The sequence below is a fragment of the Actinacidiphila sp. bgisy145 genome (assembly GCF_057708125.1).
The window spans coordinates 78663-104641 of record NZ_JBYIRL010000002.1; the positions used below are offsets into that span (position 1 = coordinate 78663).

25 protein-coding genes, 1 tRNA gene and 1 pseudogene are annotated in these 25979 nt (G+C 75.5%); 18 read left to right on the forward strand and 9 right to left on the reverse strand.

Features of this window, described 5'->3' with window-relative positions; genetic code table 11:
• The first annotated feature begins 481 nt into the window (after positions 1-481).
• The 8 genes and pseudogenes from AC3ERT_RS02110 (at position 482) to AC3ERT_RS02145 (ending at position 11025) form a co-directional block, all read left to right on the forward strand.
• Positions 482-1801 (forward strand): glycosyltransferase, encoded by a 1320-nt coding sequence (locus tag AC3ERT_RS02110; RefSeq protein WP_435172384.1) that lies wholly within the window; start codon positions 482-484, stop codon positions 1799-1801.
• Positions 1798-3738, forward strand: coding sequence for a sugar transferase (locus tag AC3ERT_RS02115; protein WP_435172385.1), 1941 nt, complete (start codon positions 1798-1800; stop codon positions 3736-3738). Before AC3ERT_RS02110 ends, AC3ERT_RS02115 begins: the two co-directional genes overlap by 4 nt.
• Positions 3738-5165: an O-antigen ligase family protein gene (locus tag AC3ERT_RS02120; protein ID WP_435172386.1), complete on the forward strand. Its 1428-nt coding sequence runs from the start codon at positions 3738-3740 to the stop codon at positions 5163-5165. The genes AC3ERT_RS02115 and AC3ERT_RS02120 overlap by 1 nt, the downstream gene beginning before the upstream one ends.
• Positions 5162-6955: a murein biosynthesis integral membrane protein MurJ gene (murJ, locus tag AC3ERT_RS02125; RefSeq protein ID WP_435172387.1), complete on the forward strand. Its 1794-nt coding sequence runs from the start codon at positions 5162-5164 to the stop codon at positions 6953-6955. Before AC3ERT_RS02120 ends, murJ begins: the two co-directional genes overlap by 4 nt.
• A complete protein-coding gene (locus AC3ERT_RS02130; RefSeq protein WP_435127612.1) occupies positions 6952-7758 on the forward strand; it encodes a polysaccharide deacetylase family protein in 807 nt (268 codons plus the stop codon). The genes murJ and AC3ERT_RS02130 overlap by 4 nt, the downstream gene beginning before the upstream one ends.
• Positions 7755-8852 (forward strand): annotated as a pseudogene (locus tag AC3ERT_RS02135) (glycosyltransferase); the annotation flags it as partial. The gene AC3ERT_RS02130 and the pseudogene AC3ERT_RS02135, both read left to right, overlap by 4 nt.
• A 236-nt stretch (positions 8853-9088) precedes the next feature.
• A complete protein-coding gene (locus tag AC3ERT_RS02140; RefSeq protein WP_435172388.1) occupies positions 9089-9769 on the forward strand; it encodes a YveK family protein in 681 nt (226 codons plus the stop codon).
• 92 nt (positions 9770-9861) lie between these two features.
• A complete protein-coding gene (locus AC3ERT_RS02145) occupies positions 9862-11025 on the forward strand; it encodes a GNAT family N-acetyltransferase (RefSeq protein WP_435172614.1) in 1164 nt (387 codons plus the stop codon).
• A 22-nt stretch (positions 11026-11047) separates the two neighbouring features.
• Here the strand turns inward: AC3ERT_RS02145 and AC3ERT_RS02150 are convergent, their stop codons facing one another.
• Positions 11048-12376: a glycoside hydrolase family 26 protein gene (locus AC3ERT_RS02150; RefSeq protein ID WP_435172389.1), complete on the reverse strand. Its 1329-nt coding sequence runs from the start codon at positions 12374-12376 to the stop codon at positions 11048-11050.
• Positions 12377-12707: 331 nt separating this feature from the next.
• Here AC3ERT_RS02150 and AC3ERT_RS02155 point away from each other — a divergent pair, with 331 nt between their 5' ends.
• Both AC3ERT_RS02155 and AC3ERT_RS02160 read left to right on the forward strand, forming a co-directional pair.
• Positions 12708-13139 carry a tyrosinase family oxidase copper chaperone gene (locus AC3ERT_RS02155; RefSeq protein ID WP_335971458.1) on the forward strand — a complete coding sequence of 144 codons (432 nt, stop codon included), beginning with the start codon at positions 12708-12710 and terminating at the stop codon, positions 13137-13139.
• 27 nt (positions 13140-13166) lie between these two features.
• Positions 13167-14036: a tyrosinase family protein gene (locus AC3ERT_RS02160; protein WP_435127604.1), complete on the forward strand. Its 870-nt coding sequence runs from the start codon at positions 13167-13169 to the stop codon at positions 14034-14036.
• Between the two features lie 219 nt (positions 14037-14255).
• Here the strand turns inward: AC3ERT_RS02160 and AC3ERT_RS02165 are convergent, their stop codons facing one another.
• On the reverse strand, positions 14256-14540 hold the full coding sequence (locus tag AC3ERT_RS02165) for a chaplin (RefSeq protein ID WP_335971462.1): 285 nt from the start codon (positions 14538-14540) through the stop codon (positions 14256-14258).
• Between the two features lie 268 nt (positions 14541-14808).
• On the opposite strand from AC3ERT_RS02165, the gene AC3ERT_RS02170 reads away from it, so the two are divergent.
• Positions 14809-15309, forward strand: a complete 501-nt coding sequence (locus AC3ERT_RS02170) for a DUF5949 family protein (RefSeq protein WP_335971464.1) — start codon at positions 14809-14811, stop codon at positions 15307-15309.
• Between the two features lie 83 nt (positions 15310-15392).
• On the opposite strand, the gene AC3ERT_RS02175 is transcribed toward AC3ERT_RS02170, so the two are convergent.
• A complete protein-coding gene (locus AC3ERT_RS02175; protein WP_335971466.1) occupies positions 15393-15656 on the reverse strand; it encodes a hypothetical protein in 264 nt (87 codons plus the stop codon).
• A gap of 263 nt (positions 15657-15919) precedes the next feature.
• Between AC3ERT_RS02175 and AC3ERT_RS02180 the strand changes: the two genes are divergently transcribed.
• Positions 15920-16942 (forward strand): hypothetical protein, encoded by a 1023-nt coding sequence (locus AC3ERT_RS02180; protein ID WP_435172390.1) that lies wholly within the window; start codon positions 15920-15922, stop codon positions 16940-16942.
• Between the two features lie 13 nt (positions 16943-16955).
• Here the strand turns inward: AC3ERT_RS02180 and AC3ERT_RS02185 are convergent, their stop codons facing one another.
• The 5 genes from AC3ERT_RS02185 to AC3ERT_RS02205 form a co-directional block, all read right to left on the reverse strand.
• Positions 16956-17537, reverse strand: coding sequence for a hypothetical protein (locus tag AC3ERT_RS02185; protein WP_435172391.1), 582 nt, complete (start codon positions 17535-17537; stop codon positions 16956-16958).
• A 92-nt stretch (positions 17538-17629) separates the two neighbouring features.
• The gene (locus AC3ERT_RS02190; protein WP_435172392.1) at positions 17630-18124 is read right to left on the reverse strand and encodes a DnaJ family domain-containing protein; all 495 of its coding nucleotides are present in this window, start codon (positions 18122-18124) and stop codon (positions 17630-17632) included.
• Between the two features lie 197 nt (positions 18125-18321).
• Complete coding sequence (locus tag AC3ERT_RS02195) at positions 18322-20043, reverse strand: SpoIIE family protein phosphatase (RefSeq protein WP_435127595.1); 1722 nt, start codon at positions 20041-20043, stop codon at positions 18322-18324.
• Between the two features lie 106 nt (positions 20044-20149).
• Positions 20150-20680, reverse strand: coding sequence for a MarR family winged helix-turn-helix transcriptional regulator (locus tag AC3ERT_RS02200; protein WP_335971476.1), 531 nt, complete (start codon positions 20678-20680; stop codon positions 20150-20152).
• Positions 20677-22359 (reverse strand): FUSC family protein, encoded by a 1683-nt coding sequence (locus AC3ERT_RS02205; protein WP_435172393.1) that lies wholly within the window; start codon positions 22357-22359, stop codon positions 20677-20679. Before AC3ERT_RS02205 ends, AC3ERT_RS02200 begins: the two co-directional genes overlap by 4 nt.
• Positions 22360-22470: 111 nt before the next feature.
• Here AC3ERT_RS02205 and AC3ERT_RS02210 point away from each other — a divergent pair, with 111 nt between their 5' ends.
• Positions 22471-22767 (forward strand): type II toxin-antitoxin system VapB family antitoxin, encoded by a 297-nt coding sequence (locus tag AC3ERT_RS02210; RefSeq protein ID WP_222961733.1) that lies wholly within the window; start codon positions 22471-22473, stop codon positions 22765-22767.
• 21 nt (positions 22768-22788) lie between these two features.
• Complete coding sequence (locus tag AC3ERT_RS02215; protein ID WP_435127589.1) at positions 22789-23433, forward strand: LytR C-terminal domain-containing protein; 645 nt, start codon at positions 22789-22791, stop codon at positions 23431-23433.
• A 51-nt stretch (positions 23434-23484) separates the two neighbouring features.
• Here AC3ERT_RS02215 and upp read toward each other — a convergent pair whose 3' ends face one another.
• Positions 23485-24120 carry a uracil phosphoribosyltransferase gene (upp, locus tag AC3ERT_RS02220; RefSeq protein WP_335971484.1) on the reverse strand — a complete coding sequence of 212 codons (636 nt, stop codon included), beginning with the start codon at positions 24118-24120 and terminating at the stop codon, positions 23485-23487.
• A 289-nt stretch (positions 24121-24409) separates the two neighbouring features.
• On the opposite strand from upp, the gene AC3ERT_RS02225 reads away from it, so the two are divergent.
• From AC3ERT_RS02225 to AC3ERT_RS02240, 4 genes are all read left to right on the forward strand, one after another.
• Positions 24410-24961, forward strand: a complete 552-nt coding sequence (locus tag AC3ERT_RS02225; protein WP_335971486.1) for a tRNA adenosine deaminase-associated protein — start codon at positions 24410-24412, stop codon at positions 24959-24961.
• Between the two features lie 71 nt (positions 24962-25032).
• Positions 25033-25467, forward strand: coding sequence for a nucleoside deaminase (locus AC3ERT_RS02230; protein ID WP_335971487.1), 435 nt, complete (start codon positions 25033-25035; stop codon positions 25465-25467).
• Between the two features lie 31 nt (positions 25468-25498).
• A tRNA-Ser gene (locus AC3ERT_RS02235) sits at positions 25499-25588 on the forward strand.
• Positions 25589-25790: 202 nt separating this feature from the next.
• Positions 25791-25955 carry a hypothetical protein gene (locus AC3ERT_RS02240; RefSeq protein ID WP_435127586.1) on the forward strand — a complete coding sequence of 55 codons (165 nt, stop codon included), beginning with the start codon at positions 25791-25793 and terminating at the stop codon, positions 25953-25955.
• The last annotated feature ends 24 nt before the right edge of the window (positions 25956-25979 follow it).

The following is a 25979-nucleotide window of genomic DNA, read 5'->3' on the forward strand; positions in this document are numbered from 1 at the left end:
GGTCCTTCTGGGAAGAGAGGGTGGCCCCGGTACCAGGGCCGGTCTGATCAACCGCGCGACAGCCCGTTGGTAATGAACGTTCACCCGAACGGATAACCAGCGGCCCCTATGACGGACGCATTCCCCCACACGAGTGATTGACGAACCCCGCCTTCGATGCGTCACCGGACCCGCGAAATCCGATGGTCATAAGAAACGGCCAGCTCAGAGCTCCGGGCCGGCGGCGCCGCGCGTCCTGCACGGGTTACCCCGGGTCGTCTGGGAACGTGCAGGGGGAATCCATCGGGATTACCTGACAGGCACCGTATTCGTTGAGTGCACGCGGCCCGTTGATCAAGGTCGGTCGACCACGGCTGGTCGACCGCTCCTCGGTCGCGGTCGGTCCAGCGTTCCGGGCGAACCGCCGGAGCCGGCCGGCCGGGCCGCGGTACCGACCGGACTTCGGACTTCTCCGGGTCCCGGAGAAAGGGAACGGCGCGCGATGCCGCAAGACCATGACGACGAGGTCCCCCCGACGACCGCCGCCGTGCGGACCGCGGTGGCCGGGGGAGCCCGGCACGACGGGGCGGCCGCGCCCGACACGGGCGTCCGCCCCGACGGGGGCGCCCGGCCGCACACAGCAGCCCGGCTCGACGGGCTGACGGTGCTGCACGTCGCGCAGCCGGTGGACGGCGGGGTGGCCCGCGTCGTCACCGACCTGGCACGCCATCAGGTGGCGCACGGCGCCCGGGTCGTGGTGGCCTGCCCGCCCGGCGGCGACCTGGGGCCCGCGGCCGCCTCCGTGGGCGCCGAGGTCGCGGCCTGGCCCGCCGGCCGCTCGCCCGGGCCCGCGCTGCCCGCCGAGGTGCGGTCGCTCGCCCGGGTGCTGCGCGCGACCGGCCCCGGCCTGCTGCACCTGCACAGCTCCAAGGCGGGGCTGGCCGGCCGGCTGGCCGCCCGCGGCCGCGTCCCCACCGTCTTCCAGCCGCACGCCTGGTCCTACGACGCGGTGTCCGGCCCGGCCGGCTGGGCGGCGCTGCGCTGGGAGCGCGCCGCCGCCCGCTGGGCGCACCGCGTGCTGTGCGTCAGCGGCGCCGAACGCGACTCCGGCGCCTCGCACGGCGTGCGCGGCCGGTGGGCCGTGGTGCCCAACGGCATCGACACCGAGCACTTCCGGCCGCCGCTGCGCGGTGACCTCGCCCGCGCGGCGCTGCCCGAACTCGCGGGCCTGGCCCCCGGCACACCCGTGGTGGCCTGCGTCGGGCGGCTGTGCCCGCAGAAGGGCCAGGACGTGCTGCTGCGCGCCTGGCCGCTGGTGGCCGCGCGGCTGCCGTCGGCCCGGCTGGTGCTGGTCGGCGACGGGCCGGACCGGCGGCAGCTCATGGCCGCGGCCCCGATGAGCGTGCTGTTCACCGGCGCCACCACGGACCCGCTGCCCTGGTACCAGGCGGCCGACGTCGTGGTGCAGCCGTCCCGTTGGGAGGGGATGGCGCTCGCGCCCCTGGAGGCGATGGCCTGCGCGCGTCCCGTCGTCCTCGCCGACGTCGGCGGCGCCCGGGAGAGCCTGCCGCCCGCCGACACCGAGCGGTGCGTGGTGCCGCCGGGCGCGCCGGAGGAGCTGGCGGCCGCGCTGGTGCGGCTGCTCGCCGACCCGGCGACCCGTACCGCAGCGGGACTGCGCGCGCTCGCCCACGTCCGCGACCGGCACGACGTGCGCGGCGCCGCGGCGGCCGTCGGGTCGCTGTACGCCGACCTGGTGCCGCACCTGGCGCGCACGGCCGCCGCCGGGTCCGCCCGCGAGGCCGAGGTGCCCGCCCGGTGAACCGCGTGAACCGCCCCGCGACCCCGGACCGCGCCGCCCCCGAGGGCGCCCCCGCCCCGCCCCCGCCGTGGCCGGTGACGGGCCTGCCCCCGTACGGCGACGCGGCCTACGGCGACGCCTCGTTCGGCGACCCGCCCTACGCCGCCGGGGCCTCGTACGGCGACCCGGCCGACCCGGCGTACGGCGCGCACCCCGGCCGGAGCGCCACCCGTACGGCGGCGGACCCGAGCCGGTGGCAGACCGCCGCGGGCCAAGGGCGCCCCGGGAGCGCCGACCTGAGGGTGGTGATGCCGCAGCCGCAGGCCGTACGGGCCGCGGGGGCGCGCTCCGCCCGGTCGGCGCGCGCGGCGCGGACCGCTCGGGAGACCGTCCCGGAGCAGCACTCCGCGCCCCGGGCGGACACCGCGGCGCGCGCCCCGGGTGCCGGCCGGGTGCCCTCGCCCGGCCGCGCCCTCGTCGCGGCGGACTGCCTGGCGGCGGCGGCCGGGCTGTGCGCGGTCGGGCCGGCCGGTGCGCCGGTGCTGCCCGTGGTGCTGCTGTGCGTGCTGCTGGCCGCGCACCGAAGAGCTGGCCTCTACCGGCCCGCGCTCGCGCCCGCCGCGCTGGAGGAGGTGCCCGCGGTCGCGCTCGGCACGGTGCTCGCCTGGGGCCTGGCCGCCGCCGCGGGTGCGGCCACCGAGCGGCACAGCGCGCTGGGCTGGCCCGAACTCCTGGACGCCGCCGCGCTCACCGGCTGCACGGCCGTCGCCCTGCGCGCGCTCGCGCACCGCCTGCACCGCGCCCGGGCCCGCCGCTCCCCGGCCCCGACCCTGGTCGTCGGCGCCGCCCCCGCCGCCGATCACCTGGCGGCCGCGCTGCGCGAACACCCCGAGTACGGCCTCGCCCCGGTGGCGCTCGCCACGCCCGCGGACGCCGACGGGCCGGGCGAACACGACCTGGTCCGGGCGGCGTTCGCCACCCTCGCCCCCGAACACGCCTTCCCCGACGGGCGTTCCGCGCACCCCGCACGGTATCCGGACCCCTGTACGACGCTGCCGGCCACCCGCCCGGGCGCCCCGGAGGAGGCCGGCACCGCGGCGGCTCCCATGGCGGCCCCGGCCGCCCCGCTGCCGCGGCTGGCGGTGACCGCCGCCGCGGACATCGCGCGGGTCGCGGTGCGCGACGCGGTCCGCCATGTCGTGGTGGTCGGCCCGGCCGGACCGGCCACGGTGGCGGCCGCCGAACTGCTGACGGCACGCGGCTGCCGGATCTGGCAGGTCGAGGCGGACGAGCGGCGGAGCGGCAGCGGTGTCGCCGACCGGATCGGGTCCGCGCACCTGTGGGGCTACTCCTGCCGCCCGTTCACCGCCCGCCCGCACCGGCTGCCGCGCGGCAAGCGGCTGCTGGACGTGGTGCTCGCCGCGCTCGCGCTGGCCGCGGCCGCCCCGGTGCTGGCCGGCTGCGCCCTGGCCGTGCGCCTCTCGGACGGCCCGGGCGTGCTGTTCCGGCAGGAGCGGATCGGCCTGGGCGGGCGGCCGTTCACCCTGCTGAAGTTCCGCACGCTGCGGCCCGCCGACGACAACGAGTCCGCGACGCTGTGGAACATCGCCCACGACGAGCGCACCAGCGCGGTCGGCCGGCTGCTGCGCCGCACCTCGCTCGACGAGCTGCCGCAGCTGTGGAACGTGCTGCGCGGCGACATGAGCATGGTCGGGCCGCGCCCCGAGCGCCCCTTCTACGTCGAGAAGTTCGGCGCCGAGCTGCCCGGCTATCGGGACCGGCACCGCATGCCCGCGGGCATCACCGGCCTGGCCCAGGTCAACGGCCTGCGCGGCGACACCTCCATCCCGGACCGGGCCAGGTTCGACAACCACTACATCGAGAGCTGGTCGCTGTGGCAGGACGTCGCGATCATCGTCCGCACCGCGACGTCGTTCTTCCGGTTCGGCGGTAGCTGATGGCCCTGACCCTCCGCACGCCTCCCGGCCGCGCCCGACACCCGAAAGCTCACACCCGTAAACTGACACACCGTCACCTGACGGAGTACGCCCACCTGCTGCCCGCGCTCGCCACCATCGCGCTGCTGGCCGCACCCGTCGCCCCGGGCGACGTCAGCACGTCCGGCAAGGTCACCCCGGCCGACGCGGCCAGCGCGGTGCTGGTGCTCGCCTGCGCCGTACGGCTGCTGCGCGACCGGCGGCGGCTGCTCAGCCCGGCCGCGGCCGCCGTCCTCGGGGCGCCCCTGGTCGGCTTCGCGGTCGCCACCGTCACCTCGCCCGACCCGGGCGCCTCGGCCACCGGGTTCGTGCGCTACGCCCAGGTGTTCGTGCTCGTGCCGGCCGCGCTCGTCCTGCTGCTGCGCGACCGGCGGGACTTCGCCGTCGTCGCGGGCGCGGTGGTCGCCCTCGCCCTGGTCCAGGGCGGGATCGGGGTCTGGCAGTACGCCACCGGGACCGGCGCCTCCTACCAGGGCGAGGACGTCCGCGCGGTGGGCACCTTCGGGCCCTCGGACATCATGGGGATGGCCACGGTCGTCGCCTACGGGGTCGTCATCGCGGCCGGGTACGCGCTCGCGCCCGGGCGGCGCGCGGTCCGTACCGGGGCCGCGGTGTGCGCGGCCCTGCTGCTGGTGCCGCTCACCGTCTCCTTCAGCCGCGGCACCTGGATCGCCACCGCGCTCGCGCTGGCGGTGACGGCGCTGCTGGCCGGATGGCGGCAGGCCGTACGGGTCCTCGCGGCGCTCGCCGCGTGCGCGGTGCTGCTGGTCGGCGGGGTCGGGGTCGGCTCCCAGATGATCACCCAGCGGCTGGCGAGCATCACCCAGGTCACCGACGCGCCCGACCAGTCCGTCACGGACCGGTACACCCTGTGGTCGGCGGCGCTGTCGATGTGGCGCGAGCACCCCGCCGCCGGCGTCGGCCTCAAGCGCTTCCCCGACGAGCGCGACTCCCACGCCTCCCTCGCCCTCGACTCCGGCAGCGACACCGCGGGCGCCGGGCAGACCTTCACCCGCGAACCCCTGCTCTCCCCGCACAACATGTACCTGCTGGCCCTCTCCGAGCAGGGCCTCATCGGCTGCGGGCTGCTCGCCGGCTCCTGGGCGGCGCTGCTCGCCGCCGGCGGCGCCCGCCTCTACCGCGCCCGCCGCGCCGCCCGCCGCCCGCTCCTGCCGGCGCCGCGAACGGCCGCCGCCGCGGGTGCCGCAGGCCGCCTCCGTGCCCGCGGCGCCGTCGCCCCGGGCCTCGCCGCCGTCGGGCTCCTGCTGTGGCAGGCCGTGGACTTCCTGTACGCCGACATCGGCGGCCCCTCCACCCCGCTCACCGCCGTCCTGCTCGGCCTGACCGCCTGGTGGGCCCTGAACTCCACCGACGAGCCCGCCCGATGACCCGCCGGCCCCCCGGCGCCGGACCGGCCGCCTCCCGGCGCGCGCGGCGGCGCGAGAGCACCGGGGAGCTGCCCCACGACATCTGGACCCACCCGGCCGACGACCCCCGGCTTCCGCTCCGCCCGGCCGTCCGCACCGCCGCCGAACCCGAGCCGCCGGACGTGTGGGCGCCGGCGCCCGAGCCGTTCGACATCGCCCCGCCCCACCCGCGCGTCGGGAGGGCCGCCGCCACCCCGGCGCCCGCCCCCGGCGGCTCCCCCACCGTGCCGGGAGAGCCCTCCTCCCGGATGGCCCACGCGGCCGCGGCCACCGCAGGGCTCAGCGTCGCCGGGTCCGTCCTCGGCCTGGTGCGCGACCAGGGCATCGCCCACCTCTTCGGCGCGGGCGCGGAGTCCGACGCCTTCCTCGTCGCCTGGACCATCCCCGAGGTCGCGGCGACCGTCCTGATCGAGGACGCGATGGCGCTGCTGATGGTGCCCGCCTTCAGTGCGGCGCTCGCCGGGGGCCAGGGCCCGCGCGCCCTGGTCCGCGGCACCCTGCCCCGGCTGCTCGCCGCCCTGGCCCTGCTGACCGCGGCGCTGGCCGCGGGAGCCGGGTGGGTCGTCCGCGTCCTCGCCCCCGGCATCGCCGACCCGGCCACCGCGGCCGCCTGCACCCGGCTGACCGCGCTGACCGTCCTCACCTTCGGCGCCGCCGGGTACCTCAGCGCCGCGCTGCGCGCGCACCGGCGCTTCGCGGCGCCCGCCGCGATCTACGTCGCCTACAACACCGGCATCGTGGCAGTGCTGTTCACCCTGCACGGCCACCTCGGGGTGCGGGCGGCCGCCGCCGGTGTCGCGGTCGGCGGCGCGCTGATGGTCGCGGCCCAGCTGCCGTCCTTCCTGAAGGTGCTGCGGTCGGCCGCGCCGACCGGGTGGGACGGCCCGCGGCGCCGCAACCCGCTGGGCCCGGCCCTGCTCGCACCGGTGGTCGTCTTCACCCTCAGCCGCCAGGCGCAGGTGCTGGTCGAGCGGTTCTTCGCCGCCCCGCTGCCCGCCGGCGCCATCTCGCACCTCAACTATGCCGAAAAGGTCGCCCAGTTGCCGATGGCGCTGTCGGTGATGATCGTGACGGTCACCTTCCCGGTGCTCTCGCGCGCGCTGGCCGACGGCGACCGCGAGCAGGCCAGGCGCCGGGTGGAACGGGACCTCGCGCTCGCCTGCCTGGTGGTGCTGCTCGGCACCGCCTACGTCATCGCGTGCGCCCCGCAGATCATCGACGTCCTCTTCCAGCGCGGCGAGTTCACCGCCGCGGACACCGCGGACACCGCGACCGTGATGCGCGTCTACGCGCTCGGGCTGCTCGGCCAGAGCCTGGTCGGGGCGCTGGTCCGGCCGTACTTCTCGGCCGCCGGGCCGACCTGGTACCCGGCCGCCGCCATGGGGCTGGGCCTGCTGGTCACCGCCGCCGCGGACGCCGCCGCCGTCGGGCCGTGGGGCGCGTACGGCATCGCGGCGGGCAACGCGCTCGGCATCACCGTGACCGCCGCGCTGCTGCTGCGCGGCCTGGGCGCGCACACCGTCGCGGTGCGCCTGGCCGCGGTGGCGCCCCGGATCGGGCGGATCACCCTCGCCGCGCTGTGCGCCACCGGGGCCGGGTGGGTAGTGGCTCACCACCTGGGTGACCCGGTGGTGGCCGTCGCCGCCTGCGCGGTGGCGGTGCCCGCCGTCTTCGCCGGCGCCGCGCTCGCCGTCCGGGTGCCCGAAGTCCCGTACCTGCTCGCCACCGTCACGCGGAAGGGCCGCCCATGACCAGACCGACGACCACGCAGCGGACCGCACAACCAGCCGCCGGCACCAGCGCGTCCGACGACAGCCTGGCGCCCTGGACGCTGATGTACCACTCGGTGGGCGACCGCCGGGCCGGCGACCCGTACCGGATCACGGTGACCCCGCAGCGGCTGGCGGGGCAGCTGCGCTGGCTGCGCCGCCGCGGGCTGACCGGCGTCAGCGTCCGGGAACTGCTCGCCGCGCGCGCCCACGGCCGGGCCGGCCGGCTGGTGGGGCTGACCTTCGACGACGGGTACACCGACTTCCTCGACGAGGCGCTGCCGCTGCTGCGCGCGCACGGCCACACCGCCACCCTGTTCGTGCTGCCCGGCCGGCTCGGCGGCACCAACGCCTGGGACCCGGAGGGCCCGCGCAAGCCGCTGCTGACCGCCGAGGGCATCCGCGCCGTGCACGACGCCGGCATCGAGGTCGGCTCGCACGGCCTGCTGCACCGCCGCCTGACCGACCTCGACGACGCGGAGCTGGACGCCGAGGTCAACGAGAGCCGCGGCCTGCTGGCGGACATCCTCGGCGCCGCCCCGGCCGGCTTCTGCTACCCCTACGGCGCGGCCGACGCGCGCACCATGCTCGCCACCCGCCAGGCCGGATACGACTACGCCTGCGGAGTCGAGCCCGGGCCGCTCGCCTGCGTCCACGACCTGCCGCGCACCTACGTCGGCGAGGACGACAACTCCCTGCGGCTGCACGCCAAGCGGCTGGTGCACCGGCGCCGCCGGGCCGGACTTGCCGCTTCGCCCGCCGCGCCCCCAGGAGGCGACACATGAAAGTCCTGCACGTCATCACCGGCCTGAACGTCGGGGGCGCCGAGCAGCAACTGCGGTTGCTGCTGCGGCACCTCGACGCCAGGTGCGAGGTGGCCACGCTCACCGACCCCGGCCCGGTGGCCGACGCGATCCGCGCCGACGGCGTGCGGGTGCACCACCTGCGGATGGCCGGCAACCGCGACCTCGGCGTGCTGCCCCGCCTGACCCGCCTGATGCGGGCCGGCCGCTACGACGTGGTGCACACCCACCTGTACCGGGCCTGCGTCTACGGGCGGATCGCCGCGCGGCTGGCCGGGGTGCGCACCGTGGTGGCCACCGAGCACTCGCTCGGCGCCACCCAGATCGAGGGCCGGCCGCTGGGCCTGGGCACCCGCACCCTGTACCGGGCGACCGAGCGGCTCGGCCACGGCACCCTCGCGGTGTCCGCGACGGTCGCGGAGCGGCTGGTGTACTGGGGCGTGCCGGAGGAGCGGGTGCGCCTGGCGCCCAACGGCATCGAGCCGGACCGGTTCCGCTTCGACCCGCGCTCGCGCGCGGCGACCCGCGACCGGCTGCGCATCCCCGCCGGCGCCTATGTCGTCGGCGGGGTGGGGCGGCAGGTGCCCGGCAAGCGGTTCGACGCGCTGGTCCGGGCGGTCGCCGAGGTGCCGGACGTACACCTGCTGCTCGCGGGCGACGGCCCCGAACGGGTGCCGCTGCTGCGGCTCGTGCACCAGTTGGGCCTGGTGGAGCGGGTCCATGTCACCGACTCCGGCGGCGCGGACGTGCCCGGACTGCTGGCCGCGATGGACCTGTTCGTGTCGGTCTCCGCCGAGGAGGCGTTCGGGCTCGCGGTGGTCGAGGCGCTGGCGGCCGGGCTGCCCGCGCTGTACACCGCGTGCCCCGCCGTGGAGGACGTGCCGGCCGAGGACGCGCCCGGCGCCTGCCGGATCGACCTGGACGAACTGCCCGCCGCGCTGGCCGCGGAGCACCGCGCGGGACCGCGCCGGCTGCCCGCGCCCGCGGCCGTCGACTACTACCACATCGCCCGTACCGCGCAGCTGGTCAAGGCGCTGTACGAGCAGGCGGGCGAGCGGCGGGGGGCCGCGCGGCGCGGCTCCGGCGCGGGCGTGCCGCACCCCGCCCGCGCCGCCGGGGCCCATCCGTACCCGGCGCCGCCCGCGCAGGCGACCCCACGCCCGGCGGCGCCGCCCCTGCCGCCCGTACCGCCCGCGCCGCCCGCCGCGGCGCAGGGCGCGCCGCCGCCGTCCCGTCAGGAGCCGGCCACCGCGCCCGGCGCCGCCGCCGAAGCCACCTCCACCCCGACACCCGCCCAGAAGTGAGACACACCGTGAACCACACGGACGACATCGGCGCCCCGCAGGACCGCGGCCGCCGCACCCCGCTCCGGCGCCGGGCGCTGCCGCGCTGGCTGCCGCTGCCGCTCGGCATCGGCGTCGGCCTGCTCGGCGGCGTCGGGTACGGCCTCGCGGCCAGCCCGCAGTACACCGCGACCAGTTACGTGATGGTCGTACCGCAGCAGGGCACCGACGCGCCGACCGCGCTCGGCTTCGCCCAGGCATACGGCCGGATCGTCACCGGCTCCGCGGTGCTGGCCGGGGCGCAGGCGGCCACCCACACCGCGGCCGCCGATCTGAAGAGCCGGGTCCAGGCGGCGACGTCGCCCGACGCCCCGATGATCTCCGTCACCGGCAGCTCCGCCAAGGCGGGCACGGCCGCGGCCATCGCCAACGGCGTGGCCCGCTCGCTGGCCGCCGTCGGCAACCGCGACAGCGGCAGCACCGGTGTCCGGCTGCTGCTGTTCTCCCCCGCGGCCGCGCCCGCCGCGCCGTCCTCCCCGTCGGCGGCGCTGTCCGGCGCGGTGGGCGCCAGCGCGGGCGGGCTGCTCGGCGCGCTCGCCCTGCTGGTCCGGCCCCGGCGCGAGGAGGGCACGGCGCAGCTCCCGGCGCCGGCCGCGCCCGCGCCGTCCCCGTCGCCCGCCGAGCCGCGGCCCGAGCGGACGGCGGTGTGAGGGTGGAGGGCCCCGACACCGCGGCGCCGGCCGCCCCCCGGCCGCCGCGCCCCAGACCCGCGCCGCCCGGACCGCCCGGCGGTGCGCTGACGGTGCGGATCTGCCGCGACCCGGCCGAGTTCGCCGCCCTCGCCCCCGCGTGGGACCGGCTGCACCGCAGCTGCCCGCGGGCCACCCCGTTCCAGAGCCACGCGTGGCTGCACTCGTGGTGGCTGTCGTACGGGCGGGCGGGCCGGCTGCGGGTCGTGCTGGTCCTGCGCGGCGACGGCGGGACCGGCGGCAGCGGCAGCACCGGCACCGGCGGCGGTGAACTGGTCGGCGCGGCCGCGCTGATGCGGGTGTACCGGCCGCTGCCCGCGCTGGTGCCGCTCGGCGGGGCCATCACGGACTTCTCCGACGTGCTCCTCGACCCGGCGGCCGACGGCGACGACGGCGGCAGCGACGAAGGCGACGAACGCGACGGCGAAGGCGACGGCGGGCCGGTCACGGCCGCCCTCGTCCGCGGCCTGCGGCAGGCGGCGGCCGGCTCGGTCGTGGACCTGCGCGAGGTGCCCGCGGGCGCCGCCGCCGAACGGGTGTACGCGCGGTGGAGCGGCCCCAAGCGGCGGCTCGCCGACTCCGACTGCCTGGAGCTGCCCGGCGGCCCGATGGCCGGGCTGATCGCCCGGGTCGGCAGCTCGCGCGGCCAGCGCATCCGCGGCCACCTGCGCAAGATCGACGCCTCGGGCGTCGAGGAGCACGACGTGCCGGCCGCCGAGGTGCCCGCCGCGATCCGTACGCTGCTGCGGCTGCACACCGCCCAGTGGGAAGGCCGGGGCGTCACCCCCGAACACGTCCGGCCCCGGTTCGCCGAACACCTCGGCCGGGCCGGCGCGGCGATGACCCGGTCCGGCGAGGCGCTGCTCACCGAGTTCAGGATCGGCGGCGAGGTGGTCGCCGCGAACTTCACCGTGCTGTCCCCGACCCTGGCCGGCGGCTACCTCTACGGCGCCGACTTCGCCGCCCTGCGGGCCGCGCGGGTGGACCTCAACACCCTCCTGATGCGGCACGGCGCCCGCCTCACCGCCGCCGGGCGGCCGGTGCTGAGCATGCTGCGGGGCGCCGAGCCGCACAAGTCCCACTGGCGCCCGACCCCGGCCCCCAACTCCCGCCTCCTGCTGGGCACCCGCCGCGCCCTGCCGTCGCTGCTGGCCCGCCGGCTGGCGACCGCCGCCCGCACCCGGCTGCGCGAACTGCGCAGGCGCCGCCGGAATTAGGCCGCGTCCGCCGGCCGGACGGTCACAGGGCGCTGGTGGGCCCGGGGGAGGGCATGGCGGCGGTGGCGGACGGCTTCGGACGCTGCTCGAGCCGTACGCACACCTGCCCGCTCGCGTAGGACTGCTTGAGCACCTCGCTCAGCGGCATCGGCACGCAGCTCTCGGCGGGCGCGGACGTCGGCGAGGTGCCGGGGGACGGTGTGGGCGCGGGTGAGGCGGGCGCCGCGCTGACGGTCTTCCGGTCGTACAGCAGCGCCCGGTACACCTTCGAGGAGGCGGGGTTCTGCGCGCACTGCCACACGCCGTGCGGGCAGTAGTCGGTGATGGTCTGGTAGAGCGGGTGGTGGGTGATGATCCAGGTGAGCATCAGGCTCATGTAGTCGGGGTCGTCGCCGTTGCGGAACAGGCCCCACTCCGGGTAGGAGATCGCCTTCTTGTGCGCGGCGGCGAAGTCCACCTGGGCCTGGAGCCCGTACGGCTCGGTGACCTGCTGCTGGAAGGTCTCGCCGGACGGCTGGTCGTAGGAGTCCATGCCGATGATGTCGACGGTGGAGTCCCCGGGGTAGCACGTGGTCCAGCCGATCGCGTCCTGGCCGCGGTTGGGTGCGAAGTCGAAGCGGAAGTGCTGGCCGGGGACGGCGCGCATGGCGGTGACCACGTGGTTCCAGTACGCCTTCCAGCCCTCGGGGTCGGGGCCGCAGCGGTGGGTGTAGGTGGTGCCGTTCATCTCCCAGCCGAGCACCAGCACCGTGTCGGGGACGCCGAGTCGCACCAGCCGCCGGGCGAGCGTGGTGAAGTGCGCGTCGAAGGCGCCGCTCGCGCCCTGCTCGATGAGGTCGCGCACCTGGGCGTCCGGGACATGGCCCTCGTTGTCGGCCTGCATCGGCACATTGAGCACGAAGAGCCGGCCGGGCTGGGCGCGGGTCCAGTCGGCCCACGGCTGGAGCAGGTCGCCGCCACCCTCGATGCTGTCCCAGTCGTCGCCCGGCAGGTAGGTGTGGCCGACGTTCACCTGGGTGCCGCCGAGCCAGGTCTGGAGCCCGGCCAGGCTCTGGACGCCCTTGGCGCCGGAGTCGGTGAACGCGCCCATCGCCGGCAGCCCGCCGTTCGCCGGTGCCGCGGGGCTCGGCGCGGCCGAGGGGGCGGTGGTCGGTGTGCCGGCGGACGGCCCGGAGCGCGGGGCGGTCTGCGACGGCAGCGGGCCGGCGACCGGGGTGCCGTACGCGGGCCGCCCGAGCAGCCGCCCGGCGGAGTCGTCGCCGAGCCCGGTCGCGGTCGCCCCGGACAGCAGCACCGCGGCCGTGGCCAGTGCGACGCTCCCCCGTGCCCACCAGTGGTGCCGCTCGGCCATGGCCACTCCTCGTTCGACGGAAAAGGCGTGCGGGAAGCGCCGCCTGACCGTCAGTCATAACGTACGAATAAATGGCACTCGTGGATTCGGTACTTCGGAGACGGCCGCGCCGCATACCTTCAGATGGACATACGATCGGGCTTTTCAAGGCGAACTGCCCGTGCCCACAAGGAATCCCCTTCCCCTATCAGACCCGTCGCCGTCCACCGACGACATCACCCGGTCAGGTGAATTTCCGGATCAACGTTGCCGGTCGTCGGCGGTGGTCCCGGGATTCGGGGCCGCGCCGGGCAAGATGAACCGCGGCCGAGAGCCGAGAAAGGAGCCGGGCATGGCATCACGCAGAAGAGTGCTCCGCACCGGACTGATCACCGCGGCGGCCGTCTCGGGCACCGCGGCGGGGCTGCGCCCCATGCTCGCCGCAGGGCAGCCGGCCGCGGCCACCGCGGCGGACGGCGGCACCGACGGGAAGCCGGCGGCGGACGGCGGGCCGGGCTCCGCACCGCAGGACGTGAGCGTGCCGCTCTTCGACGAGGTCTACCGCGGCCGCCGCATCCAGGGCTTCACCTCCGACGACCCCAGCGGGCTGCTGCTCCTGGTCGACGGGCTGCCCCTGGGCGCCATGCGCCGGTTCGACGGCAGCTACGTGAGCATGGCCAACCACTTCCAGCCGTACCCGACGCCGCTGGCCACCGCACGGGGCGCGGTCGACGTCATCGGGAGCGCCGAACTGGCCGACGCCGCCGCCGCGCACCATCACTGACCGACGAGCGTCGAGGGGCCCGCACCTGTGTACACCCGGATCAACCAGCGGAATCTGACCAGCGACCAGCGCGCGCGCTTCGTCCGCGCCGTGCTCCAGCTCAAGCGCAGCGGCGGGTACGACAAGTACGTCAAGCTGCACACCCAGTACTTCAGTGCCGACGGCGAGACCGGGTTGCGGGTGGCGCACATGGCCCCCACGTTCTTCCCCTGGCACCGGCAGTTCCTGCTGGTCTTCGAGCACGAGCTGCGGATGATCGACCCCGAGGTGACCATCCCGTACTGGGACTGGACCGCCGACCGGTCGGAGACGTCCGCGCTGTGGGACGACGACTTCATGGGCGGCAACGGCCGCTCCAGCGACGGCCAGGTGATGACCGGCCCGTTCGCGTACGGGACCGGCAACTGGCCGATCACCTACGGCGTCACGCGGGAGCGGTACCTGACCCGCAACATGGGCCGCCCGGACCGGCCGATCGTGCTGCCGACCGCCGCCGAGCTGAACGACGCGCTGAAGATCGCGACGTACGACACCGCGCCGTGGAACTCCGCGCCCGGCACCCAGGGGCTGCGCAACAAGATGGAGGGGTGGGTCGTCAGCGACACCAAGGGCGGCTACCTGCACAACCGGGTGCACCAGTGGGTCGGCGGGCACATGATCGGCGGGTCCTCGCCGAACGACCCGGTGTTCTGGCTGCACCACGCCTTCATCGACCTGATCTGGGCCCGCTGGCAGCGCCTGCACCCCAAGTCCGGCTACCTCCCGGCGAAGCCCCTGGGTACGAAGGACCCCGAGCACGGCCGCGTCATCAGCCTCACCGAGCCGATGCCCCCGTTCAACGTCCCGCCCTCAAGGGTGCTGGACTACCGCAAGTACTACACGTACGAGGAGAGCTGACGCACGAGTTCGCGGAGGGGGTGGCCGCAGGGCCCCTTCGCGGAGGGCCGGCACGACATGTGCGGCCGCCTCCGGAGCGAACGAGCAGGAAGATCGACCGAAAAAGGGGAGAGCTGACGCACGAGTTCGCGTAGGGGGTTCGCGGACGGCCGGCACGACATGTGAACGGCCCCCGACCGGTGCGTACTCCGGGCGGGGGCCGTGCGGGTGGGGCGGGGCTCAGTACTGGGCGCCGCTGCTGTCCCAGTTGCCGTCGTCGTGCGAGGAGCTGTTCTCGCACTGGTTGCCGAACACCGGGTTGAGCACGCCGACGACGTCGATGGTGTTGCCACACACGTTGACCGGAATGTGCACCGGCACCTGGACGAGGTTGCCGGACACGACACCCGGCGAGCCCACCGCGGCGCCCCCGGCACCGGCGTCGGCCGAAGCCACACCCGCACCAGCGGCCAGCGCGGCACCTGCGGCGGCGGTGAGAGCCGCGGCCTTCGCGATACGCGACATCAAGATCTCCCTGAGACGTCTTACGAGATGAGAATCACCGCAACGCTGCGGCTTTCGACGCATTGGGCAACGGCCGGGACCAGGAATGGTCACGCAGGTTGGACCGAATCGGTGACGGCTTCCCGCGCCCGCTTCCCGCACCCGTCCGCCACCGGATACGAACCGGGGTGCCTCCCTTTCCACGAACGGGCGAATCCCGTGCCCCGAGGTCGCCCGCTGAGGTGATATCGGCGCCGGAACGGGTCCGTCGCCCGTTAGGGTCCGGCGCATGAGCCAGACCAACACCGCCCCCGCGTCGCCCCTCCAGAGCCGGCTGGGCACCCTCGTGGTGATCCCGTGGGCCGGCAGCCACGAGGACGGCGAGGACACCCCGTTCCTGCTCGCCTACTCCCTCGGCGACGGGGCGGACGGCCCGGCGGCCGGTCAGGAGGCGGTCCTGGAGGCCGCGCGGCAGATCGGGCTGCCGGTCGGCGGCACCGTCCTGGACGTCGCGCAGGCCCCGAAGGTGGACGTGCGGGTGCTGGTGGAGGGCGGCAAGGCGGTGCTGACCATGCCCTACCTGAAGGTGACCTGCCCGGTGCCGGACCAGTGGACGGCCGCGGCCCGCGCCCGCGGGTCGGTCTACGTGATCCTGGCCAGCCGCCCGTGGCCCGCGGCGGTCCCGGGCGCGACGATCACCGAGGAGTCGCTGCGCGCCTTCGCCGCCGACGAGGAAGTCCTCGGCACCGCGGCCCACTTCACGGTCCCGGTGAGCACCCTCCGCGGCTGAGCCGAACCGCCGCCCCGGCCGGGGCGCGCGAAAGAGGCGCCCCTTGCCGAAGGGGCGCCCCTTTTTTTCCGTGCGGGCGGCGGTCAGCCGTTGACCAGTTCGTTGCCCGCCGTCACCGCGTCGGAGCCGGCCTTGACGGCCTTCTGGACGGCGTCGACCTTCGAGCCGACCCCGGACTGCTGGATCACGCCGGAGGCGACGCTGCCGGCCTGGGCGCCGGTGTCGGAGGCGGTCACCGCGGTGCTCGCCAGGGTGGAGCTGAGGTCGGCGGCCTGCACGGCGGGCGCGGCAGCCGCGAGCACGAAGGAGCCGGCCGCGGCGGTGGTGAGGATGCGGAATACGTTCATGAGCCGTACAACGCCGCAGCCCGCCCCCAGGGCACGCCCACGGCGCCGAGCGTCAGCCCGGGTCCGCGGCGTTCACCCGCGCAGGTGGCGCGCCGCACCCGTCCGGCCGAGCACTTCCGGCCGCCGTGACCGGACGTGCCAAGGTGTTGCCGGTCTGTGACAACTACCGCACGGTGCGGCGAAGTCGGCTTGCCACGCTTCCCTCACAGCGGCCGGTGCCGTCGGCCGCAGCAGCCGTCTCACACGTTCATGGGGGAACCGAGATGTCCGTGCCCAGCCGCCGCGGCCGCGGCCGCAGACGCAGCACCTCCGCAGCCGTCGCACTGACCGCGGGCCTCACCGCGGGCGCCGCCCTGCTGCTGTCGGCCTGCGGGCCCGACGACCCAGCCGCCGACGGCACCACCACCACGCCGCCGGCCGGCTCCGGCGGCCCGACCGTCAGCGCCGCCCCGGCCGGCTCCGGCTCGCGGCTCAACGGCACCGCCCAGGGCGGCCTGACCATCAGCGACGGCAGCCGCTACGTCGTCATGAACGGCACCCGCGTCGACTTCGGCACCCTGGTGCGCGACCTCACCTGGTCCCCCGACGGCAGCCGGGCCGCGTTCGTCGACGGCGACGGCGACCTCGCGGTCAGCAACCCCGACGGCTCCGGCCGGCAGGTGGTGGCCAAGAACCCCGGCGGGCAGACCTGGTCGCACCCGACCTGGCAGACCCGCAAGGCGGACGCGTCCTCCGGCATGCCCGGGCTGGACAACCTGATCTTCGCCGTGCGGTCCGGCGGCACCACCAGACTGGAGGCCGTCCCCTCCTCCGGCGGCACCCCGAAGCCGATCAGCCTCAACGAGATGGCGAGCGAGAACCCCGACCCGCTGCCGACCACCGGCAACACCTGGCCGAACGCCGGCAGCGAGGGCGCCGCGGTCTACGCCAACCCCGACAGCGGCAAGGTCTACATCCGCGACGACAACCTGCGGCAGCAGGGCTCGGTCCTCGCCTCCGGCTCGGAGCCGGCGATGACCACGGACGGCAACGAGGACGTGGTCTTCGTCCGCTCCGTGGACGGCCACGACCACCTGTTCCTGGAGGAGTCCACGAACAGCGGCCCGTCCTTCAAGGACCTCACCCCGGACGCCGCCACCGACTACACCGAGCCGGCGTTCTCCCCCGACAACCGGACGATCGCCGCCCGCACCCCGGACGGCATCGTGGAACTGCCCGCCGACGGCTCCGGCAGCCCGGCGAAGGTCTCCGACTACCAGGGCCTGCCCGCCTTCCGGGCGTCGTGAGCCCCCGAAACGGCTAGCTGCGGGCGCCGAGTTCGGCCCGCAGCGCGGCCAGGTGCGTGTCGGCGTTCTGGTGCGGCAGGAACTCCACCACGTCGAGGAAGCGGAAGAGGGTCCGCTGATCGGTGACCGCGAACTCGTACTCCGCGAAGCCGACCACCGCGCCCAGCACCCCGCGCGCCGCGCCCCGTACGACGTGGGCCGTCATGGCGTCGGGGTGCTCGGCGTCGGTGCCGCGGCGCCCGCCCGGGCGGGCCAGGTAGGGGCAGACCATCGAGGCGTACAGCATGCACGCCCGGTGACCCGGGCCCTCGGTGGTGGGGGCGAGGTTGCGGTACGGGCGGCCGGCCGCCCGCGCGTCCGCGATCGCCTCGGCCTCCGCCGCGCCCACCACCCGCCACACGGTGCCGCGCGGCATGCGGGTGCCGCACACCGAGCACAGCCGCTGCCGGGCGCAGTCCGCGCTGCGCCCGTGGTCGGTCAGCGCGAACTGCGGCCGCTCGTCCTGCCACGGGGTGATCGCGGGCACCGGGTAGCCGCGCTCGTCGCGGGGCCGGGCCTCAACGGACGGAGGCTTGGGGACGGAGTCGAAGCGCACGGGCCATGCCTATCAGGGGCGGTCCGGTGCCCGGAACACCGCGGGCGCCGTGATCCGCGCCCCGATCCGCCCGCCCGGGCCGCGTCCTGACGTCACGTCGGGCGAAGCCGCCGCCACCAGGGCCGGCGCGGCGCGGCGGTGCCGCTGCCGCCGCCTGTGATTCCACCGTCCGCCGCCTCGGCCGCCTCGCCGTCGCGGCCCTCGTGCCAGCGCGCGACGGCCTGTTCGACGTCGAAGGGGCGCAGGTTCAGCGGCGGGCCCGGCGGCGGGCGGCGGATCGCGGCCTCGATCTTCTCGTTCACCGCGGTGAGGATCTGTCGGACCTGCCGCTCGGAGCGGGCCCGCGCCACCGCGGCGGCGGCGTCCTCCGCCTCCTTGCGCAGCGCCAGCGAGGGGGGCAGGAAGGACAGCCCCTCGCGCCGCATCTTGCCCTTGACCCACCACATCTCGTCGTAGGGCGCGTTCAGGTTCGGCAGGGGCTTGCCGCGGCCGGGCAGGTCGGCGAAGGCGCCCTGCGCCTCCGCCTCGCGGATCTGCCGGTCCGCCCACGTCTCGAAGGACACACCCGGCGGCTTGCGTTCGGTCATGCGGTCACTCCTCGGTATGCCCCGACCCGGGGGTCGCCGGTCACCAGCGGCTCGCACCTTCGAGGCTAACAACACCGCCCCGCCTCGCGGTAAGGGTCGAGCTGCCAGGAGTTCGGTCCTTACACCGCCCCAACGCTTCCCCCACGCGCCCCAGCCCGCCCCCACGCGCTCCACCCGTGGCGCCCCGCCCGGCGCCCTCAGCGCGGCCCGCGGCCCGGCACCGCCCGCGCCGCCAGCAGTGCCACGTCGTCCTCGGCCTCGGCGGGCGCGAGCCGGTGCACGACCCGCGCCAGCAGCGCGTCCAGCGAACCGAGCCCCGCGCGCGCCGGGGCCTCGGCAGGCGGCAGCCGCAGCCCGGCCAGCCGCTCCAGCGACGCGTCGATGTCCTCACCGCGCCGCTCCACCAGCCCGTCGGTGTACAGCAGCAGGGTGTGCCCGGGCGGCCAGGGCGCGTGCACCGTCTCGTAGCCGCCGCCGAGCTCCGCGCCCAGCGGCGGGCCGGGCGGCACGTCCAGCAGCCGCACCCGCCCGTCGGGCGCGACCAGCGCGGGCGGCAGGTGCCCGGCGCTGGAGAACCACGCGGCGCCGCGCAGCGGGTCGGCGATGCCGAGCAGGCAGGTGGCGGGCCGCTCCACGCCCCCGGCCGTCAGCAGCCGGTCGATCCGGCGCAGCACCCGGTCCGGCGCGTCGCCCTCCCCGGCGCCGACCCGGAGCATGGAGCGGTAGTGGCTCATCTCGACCGCGGCGCCGACGCCGTGGCCCATCACGTCCCCGATCGCCAGCAGCGTCAGCCCGCCGGGCAGCGCCAGCGTGTCGAACCAGTCGCCGCCCACCAGGTCGTCGGCGCCCGCCGGCAGGTAGCGGGTGGCGGTGTCGACCCGAGGGTTCGGGGTGCCGGGCGCGGCCAGCAGCGCGCGCTGCAACTCCACCGCGATGCCGTGCTCGCGGGTGTAGCGGCGGGCGTTGTCCAGGCTGATCGCGGCCCGCTCGGCCAGCGCGCCGGCGACGGCCACGTCCTCGTCGTCGAAGACGGGCGACGACCCGGCCCGGACCATCGACACGGTGCCGAGCTGCTGCCCGCGCGCGGCCAGCGGCACGATCAGGCCGGAGTGGATGCCGGTCTCGCGGTAGAAGGTCACGTGCTCGGTGGTGGGCGCGTGCCGGATCATCTCGTCGTCGGAGAGCAGGTTCAGCACGATCGGCCGGCCCGTCTCCAGGCAGCGCGGGATCGCCGAGCCGGGCTGGCAGTCGATGTACTCGCCGGCCTCGCCCAGACCCGCCGCGACCGCGCGCAGCGCCGGGCCGGTGCTCAGCGCGGACCGGCGCAGCCGGACCGTGCCGCCGGGCGGCGGGCGGTGGCCGTCCTGCTCGCCGCTGGAGAGCACCTCCACCATCGAGGCGTCCGCCAGCACCTCGACCAGCAGGTCCGCCAGCTCCTGGCAGGTCTGCTCCATCTCCAGCGTGGAGCCGATCCGCATCGCCGCCGCGTCCAGGACGAGCAGCCGCTTGCTGGTGCGCTCCAGCTCCCGCCGCACCTCCAGGTCGTCGCTCACCTCCAGCAGCACCACGCCCACGCCCAGCACCCGGCCGTCGGCGGCGGTGACGCGGTGGCAGCAGCCCCGCCAGTGCCGCCGGGCGTGGGTGGAGCCGGCCCGGGTCTGCCCGCTGAAGGTCAGCTCGCGCGGGCGGCCGTCGGCCAGCAGCGCGCGGAACAGGGACTCGTCGATGTCGACGCCGGGCACGATGTCCACGATCCGCCGCCCGTAGTGCGCCTCGGCGTCGACGCCGTTCATCCGCGCCAGCGCCGGGTTCACGTACAGGTACCGCAGGTCGGGGCCGAGCAGCGCCACCCCTGCCTGTGTGCCTTCCAGCAGCACCTGCCACACCGCGCTGCCGGGCGCCGGAACCTCGGGCTGCATCGGCGGTCCCTCCTCCGGGTCGTACGTCCAACCCTGCCCGCAGGTCGCCCGATCGGCGATTCGACGCGGGGTGGGGCCGCGGGGTCCGTACGGGGGCGGGCGCGGGTCAGGCGCGGGGCAGCCCGAGCCGCCCTTCGAGCTGGACCAGCAGCTCGCCCAGCAGCGCCGCGACCTGCCGCTGGTCGCCGTCGGCCAGGCCGGACAGCGCGGCGGTCTCGTACCGCAGCTGGTCGGGCATGACCGAGTCGATCAGCTCCCGGCCGCTGCGGGTGAGCCGGACCCGGGCGACCCGGCGGTCCCTGGTGTCGCTGCGGCGGTCCACCCAGCCGCGCTCGCCGAGGACCTTCAGCCGCTTGGTCACGGCGGCGCCGGAGGCGAAGGTCTCCCGGGCCAGCTCGCTGGGGGTCAGCTCGCGGCCGGTCCGCCGCAGGGCGCTGAGCAGGTCGAACTCCGGACGGGTCAGCCCGGCCCGGCGCATCGGGGCGTCCTCCGCGTGCTGGAGCAGCGCCGCGCAGCGGTTGATCCGGCCGATGACCTCCATCGGGGCGGTGTCCAGGTCGGGCCGCACGGTCTGCCACTGCCGAACCACCGCGGCCACCGTGTCGCCCGCCGGTCCGCCGTTCGCCGCCGCTGTCATGCCCTGCCGCCCCCTCCGCCGTCCGCCGCGGCGCCGCCGTTCCCGAGCCCCTGGGCGCGCACCGTCTCGGCGAGCGTACGGTGTCCGCTGCGCTGGAGGGCCAGCACGTCCTGTTCGGGCAGCGGGGCCTGCCACCACTCGCCGGCCGCGATGTCCCGCAGCTCGCGCAGCTCGACCAGCGCGAAGGTCAACCGCCGCCGGGCCGCGTCCAGGGCGGCGGGGTCCGGGTGCGGTGCGGCCAGCACGTCCCGCGCGTTCTGCTGGGCGGTGCGGGCGCCGGTCAGCGCCACCGCGAGAATCCGGCTGGGGCGGCGGGTGACGACCGCCATCGCGGCCAGCATCCCGACGACGGCGCCGACCAGGGTGTCGACGACGCGGTCGGTGAGCAGCCCGCCGGGGGCCTGGTGCCGGGAGAACTGCACGATCAGCAGGGCCATCGGCGTCACGCAGATGCTGCCCAGCCAGTAGTTGCGGGGCATGAACGCCTCGGCGGCGAAGTTGAAGGCCAGCGCGACCAGCACCAGGGCGGTCGGACCGGTGTCGGTGAGCGGGGTGACCGCGACGAAGACCAGGACACCGACCAGGTTGCCCACCACCCGCTGGATGCTGCGGCGCCAGGACTGGCTGACGTTGGCCTGGGAGACCGCGGCGGCGGTGACGATCGCCCAGTAGGGCCGCCCGACGCCCAGGCCGAAGGAGACGTATCCGGCCAGCGCGCACCCGGCGAAGGTGCGGGCGGCGACCGGGAGGAGCAGGCCGCCCGGCCGCATCCGGCGCAGCAGCGACGGCCCCGGAAAGGCGTGCTCGACCTCGACGCCGAGCAGGTCGGTGGCGTGGGCGGGGTCGGCCGGGCGCGGCACGGCGCCGGTGCCGCGCAGCCGGTCGGCCCACCCGGCGAGCAGGCCGGGGTCGGCCGCGGTCGGGCTGGCCAGCGCGATCTCGGCGCGGATCAGCAGCCGCTCCAGGGCCCGCCGGTCCTCGGTGCGGCGGTCGCCGCTGAGCAGCAGGTTCTGCCAGCCGATCTGGATGGCGGCGGCCGCCGCGTCCCGGGCCGGCCCGGCCTCCGGGGCGCCGGCCGGGAGCCCGGCGTAGCGGGCGGTGGCCCGCAGGGCGCCGCGGACCGCGCGCCGCTCGGGGCCCTGGGGGCGCAGCAGCCCGGGCGCCATCGTCACCGCGTAGGCCAGGGCCGCCGCGCCCGCGGTGAGGGCGAGGTGGCCCGGCACCTGGCCGATGGTCTGCGGCACGAAGAGCGCCGCCGAGCTGATGAACGTGAAGATCACGTGCGCGGGCGGGCCGATCCTCGTGGCGTCGCAGAGCAGTTTCTGCAAGGCGGCCAGCAGCGCGCCGACGGTGATCAGCGCCATGGTGCTGTCGACGAGCGAGGACGTGACGAGGGCTGCGGCCAGGCCCGCGACCATGCCGAGGATGACGCCGACCATGGTCCTGGCGCGGTTGGCGTACGGCCGGTTGTGCGCGTAGGTGGCGCACAGCGACCCGGCCATCGTGTAGATGGCCAGGTCCAGCCGGTCCAGGCAGAGCAGGATCAGGTTGGGGATCGCCGACGCGACGACGGCGCTGACGGCGGGCTTGAACCAGATGTCGGATGTCCGGCCCAGCCGCAGCACTCCTGCGGTGGGGAGTCTGCGCGGCCTGGGAGTGGTGGGGGCGGCCTTGCTCATAGGACAAACTTACCAAGTGTTTTACCTGGAAAACAAAATCCGAGGCCCCAGGAGGCGCCCATCCCTGCGTCGAGGCTGCGCCCGGCCGAGCGGGGCCGGTAGGCTTTCCGTGTGATCTTCAAGCGCATCGGAAACGGGCGGCCGTACCCGGACCACGGCCGGGTCAGCACGCGCGAGTGGGCGGACGTCGCCCCGCGTCCCGTGCGGCTGGACCAGTTGGTGACCACCAAGGGGGAGCTCGACCTGGAGACACTGCTGGCGGAGGACTCCACCTTCTACGGCGACCTCTTCGCGCACGTCGTGAAGTGGCAGGGCGACCTCTACCTGGAGGACGGCCTGCACCGGGCGGTGCGCGCGGCGCTGCAACAGCGCCAAGTGCTGCACGCCCGGGTCCTGGAGATGGACTGACAATCCGCTTACGCTGCGCTCATGAGCATGCTGACCCCCTCCGGGATGGGCGGGAAGTACCGGGTCACGGGAAACTCGTATCCGCGGATGCGCCCGCCCAAGCGGCGCGGCCGTTTCGTGGCCGTCCTGATCGCCGCGGTCGTCGTCCTCGGCCTCTTCGGCTGGGGGGCTGTGCAGCTCTTCGACGTCTTCGGCGGCAAGGGCAAGAGCACCACCGCGCACGCCGCGTCGAGCCGTCCGACCTGCACTCCCACGGCCAGCCCGACGCCCGCCAAGCCGCTGACGCTGCCGCAGCCCGCGCACGTCACGATGAACGTCCTCAACGCGACCACGCGCGGCGGGCTGGCGAAGACCACCGCGGACGCGCTCGCCGCACGCGGCTTCAAGGTGGCGAAGTTCGGGAACGCGCCCGACCCCTATGACGCGAAGGTCACCGGCTCCGCGCTCATCGTCTCCGGGCCCGGCGGCGAGGCCGCCGCCCGCGAGGCCGGCACCCAGGTCGTCGGCTCCACCGTGAAGATCGACCCCACGCGCAAGGGCACCACCGTCGACCTGCTGATCGGCGACGCCTTCGCGAAGCTGGCGACGCCCGCGCAGGCGGCCGAGGCCCGGATCACCGCGGCGAACCCCCCGGCCCCCAAGCCGACCTGCACCACCAAGAGCTGAACCACCAAGACCTGCACCCCGAGAGCCGAACCGCCCCCGCCGCTGCGGCGGCTAGCCGACCGTGCCGTAGAGGCGGTCGCCCGCGTCGCCGAGCCCGGGGACGATGAACCCCTGGCCGTTGAGGTGGTCGTCGACCGCGGCGGTCACCACTGTCACGGGCTGCCCGGCGAGTTCGCGCTCCATCACCTCGACGCCCTCGGGGGCGGCCAGCAGGCACAGGGCGGTGACGTCGTCGGCGCCGCGCTCGATCAGCAGCCGTATCGCGGCGACCAGGGTGCCGCCGGTGGCCAGCATCGGGTCGACCACGTACACCTGGCGGCCGGAGAGGTCCTCGGGCATGCGGGTGGCGTACGTGGTGGCCTGGAGGGTGTCCTCGTCGCGGACCATGCCGAGGAAACCGACCTCGGCGGTGGGCAGCAGCCGGACCATGCCGTCGAGCATGCCCAGCCCGGCCCGCAGGATCGGCACCACCAGGGGCCGCGGGTGGGACAGCCGCACCCCGGTGGTCTGGGCGACGGGGGTGACGATGTCGACCTGTTCGGTGCGCACGTCACGGGTCGCCTCGTAGGCGAGCAGCGTGACGAGTTCGTCGGCGAGCCGGCGGAAGGTGGGCGAGTCGGTGCGCTGGTCGCGCAGCGCGGTCAGCTTGTGCGCGACCAGCGGGTGGTCGACAACGTGGAGACGCATGGGAGGACTGTAACCGGCGGCCCGACGGCCCCGCCGCCCCGCGGCGACCGCGGTGTGCGCAACGTCACCACGGCACGCTCCCGGGTGACCGTGCGGCCGGTCGGCGGTCCGCCAAGATCGCGGTTTTCCGCAGAAGTGACCAAGTCCTGGCACGTCGCAGTGTCGAAGACCTCTCGCAGCGCCGGTGTTTCTGCCACGATGCCGAGTGGGTGGGACCGTCATGAACCCTCATGAACCGCAAGGTGGGCCCACCCGGTCCGGACGGCCTGAGACCTGTGGGAGAGTCACGGTGTACTTCGCCGCACTGCTCGCGCGCACCGAGGACGGTTGGCAAGCGAGCGAACCCGATCTCGACGATGTGGAAACCCTCGCCGACCTGAGCGAACTGGCTCGTACGGTCGGCGACGAGGAGGAGACGGTCCTGGTCTTCATCGAGCAGGAGGACGCCTGGTTCGGCGTCATCCGCGTCGACGGTGAGGAAGACCCCAGGATCTATGTGTCGGACGCGGCCGCCGCCGCCCGCAGCTCGTACGGGGAGATCCTGCTCACCGACGAGGTGCTGGGCCGCGACCCGGGGAACGCGGACGACCTCGACGACCTTGTCGACCTCGATGGCACCGAGGACGGCGACACCGACGACACCGACGAGGACGCCGTGGCCGGCCTCTCGGAGGACCATGTGCCGGTCGGCCCGCTGGGCGAGACCGGCCTGCTGGCCGACCTGGGGATGAGCGCCGCGGACCTGCTCGCGCTGAGCGGGGACGGCGCCCTGACCGGGGAGGCCCTGGGCGAGATCGCCGACGCCCTGGGCGCGGCCGACGTGCTGGAGGCCGTCCGCTGACCGACCCGACCGCCGGTGCCGGCCCCGGCACCGGACCACCCGACGTCCTACGCGACCCGTGGGTGCCCGCGATGCGGATCGCCCTGGCGGAGGCCGAGCACGCCCCGCTCACCGGTGACGTACCGGTGGGCGCGGTCGTGCTGGCCCCCGACGGGTCGGTGCTCTCGCGCGCCCGCAACGAGCGCGAGGCGACCGGTGATCCGACCGCGCACGCCGAGGTGCTCGCCATCCGCCGCGCCGCGGCCGCGCTGGGCGGCTGGCGGCTGACCGGCTGCACCCTGGCGGTGACCCTGGAGCCGTGCACCATGTGCGCGGGCGCCATCGTGCTGTCCCGGCTGGCGCGGGTGGTCTACGGCGCCCCCGACCCGAAGGCGGGCGCGACCGGTTCGCTGTGGGACCTGGTCCGCGACCGCCGCCTCAACCACCGGCCCGAGGTGGTCGCCGAGGTGCTGCCCGCGCCGAGTGCGACCCTCCTCACCCGCTTCTTCCGGCCGAACGATTTCTGACCACGGCCCCCGGTGGGCTAGGATCAGTCCCGGTAGCGTGTCCGAGCGGCCTAAGGAGCACGCCTCGAAAGCGTGTGAGGGGGCAACTCCTCCGTGGGTTCAAATCCCACCGCTACCGCCACAGCTGGACGAACTGACCACCTGCCGACCCCGGCAGGTGGTCAGTTCGCGTTCGGCCCTCGGCGGGAATGCCTCGCAATCATCATCATTTTTTCGGATGATGAGGCAGTCCGGTCGTCTGGTTGCTCCATGCGGCGGATAGAATCCGGCAGTTGCACATGTGTGACCGCTGGGCCGAGTCGCTGCTGGGGAGGCCAAGGAGCATGGCGCAGGCGAGGAAGATCGCCGTCATCGTGCTGGTGATCTTCGTGCTCTACACGATCATCGACCAGCCGGCTCGGGCGGCCGATCTCGTCCAGGTGGGGTTCGTCGGCATATCGAACGCCGCCAAGAGCTTGGGGAAGTTCATGCACGACCTGGCCAACTGACGGCCACGGGCAAGGCGAGGAGTG